Genomic DNA, 278 nt, shown 5'->3' with positions numbered 1-278 from the left:
GCTAAGCAAACGGCTCCTGAGCCTCCCAAACCATACAGTCTTGTTCGAGAGACCAGCAGTTCTCGATCACCAACTCCAAAGCAAAAGAAGAAGAAAAAGAAGAAAGATAGAGGACGCAGGTCAGAGAGCAGTTCTCCTCGACGGGAAAGGAAGAAGAGTTCAAAGAAGAAGAAACACAGGTCAGAATCTGAGTCCAAGAAACGAAAACACAGGTCTCCTACTCCAAAGAGCAAACGTAAATCAAAAGACAAGAAAAGGAAACGGTCTCGAAGTACAAC

General features: G+C 45.0%; 1 protein-coding gene. It reads right to left on the bottom strand.

Features of this window, described 5'->3' with window-relative positions:
• The coding region (locus tag HBA93_RS20885) for a hypothetical protein (RefSeq protein WP_221724549.1) at nt 1–278 on the bottom strand (278 nt) is incomplete at both ends.

Source organism: Ochrobactrum sp. SFR4, assembly GCF_019730395.1.
Classification (GTDB): Bacteria; Pseudomonadota; Alphaproteobacteria; order Rhizobiales; family Rhizobiaceae; genus Pseudochrobactrum.
The sequence above is the reverse complement of the archived record's forward strand: the minus strand, read 5'-3'. Positions and strand labels throughout refer to the sequence as shown.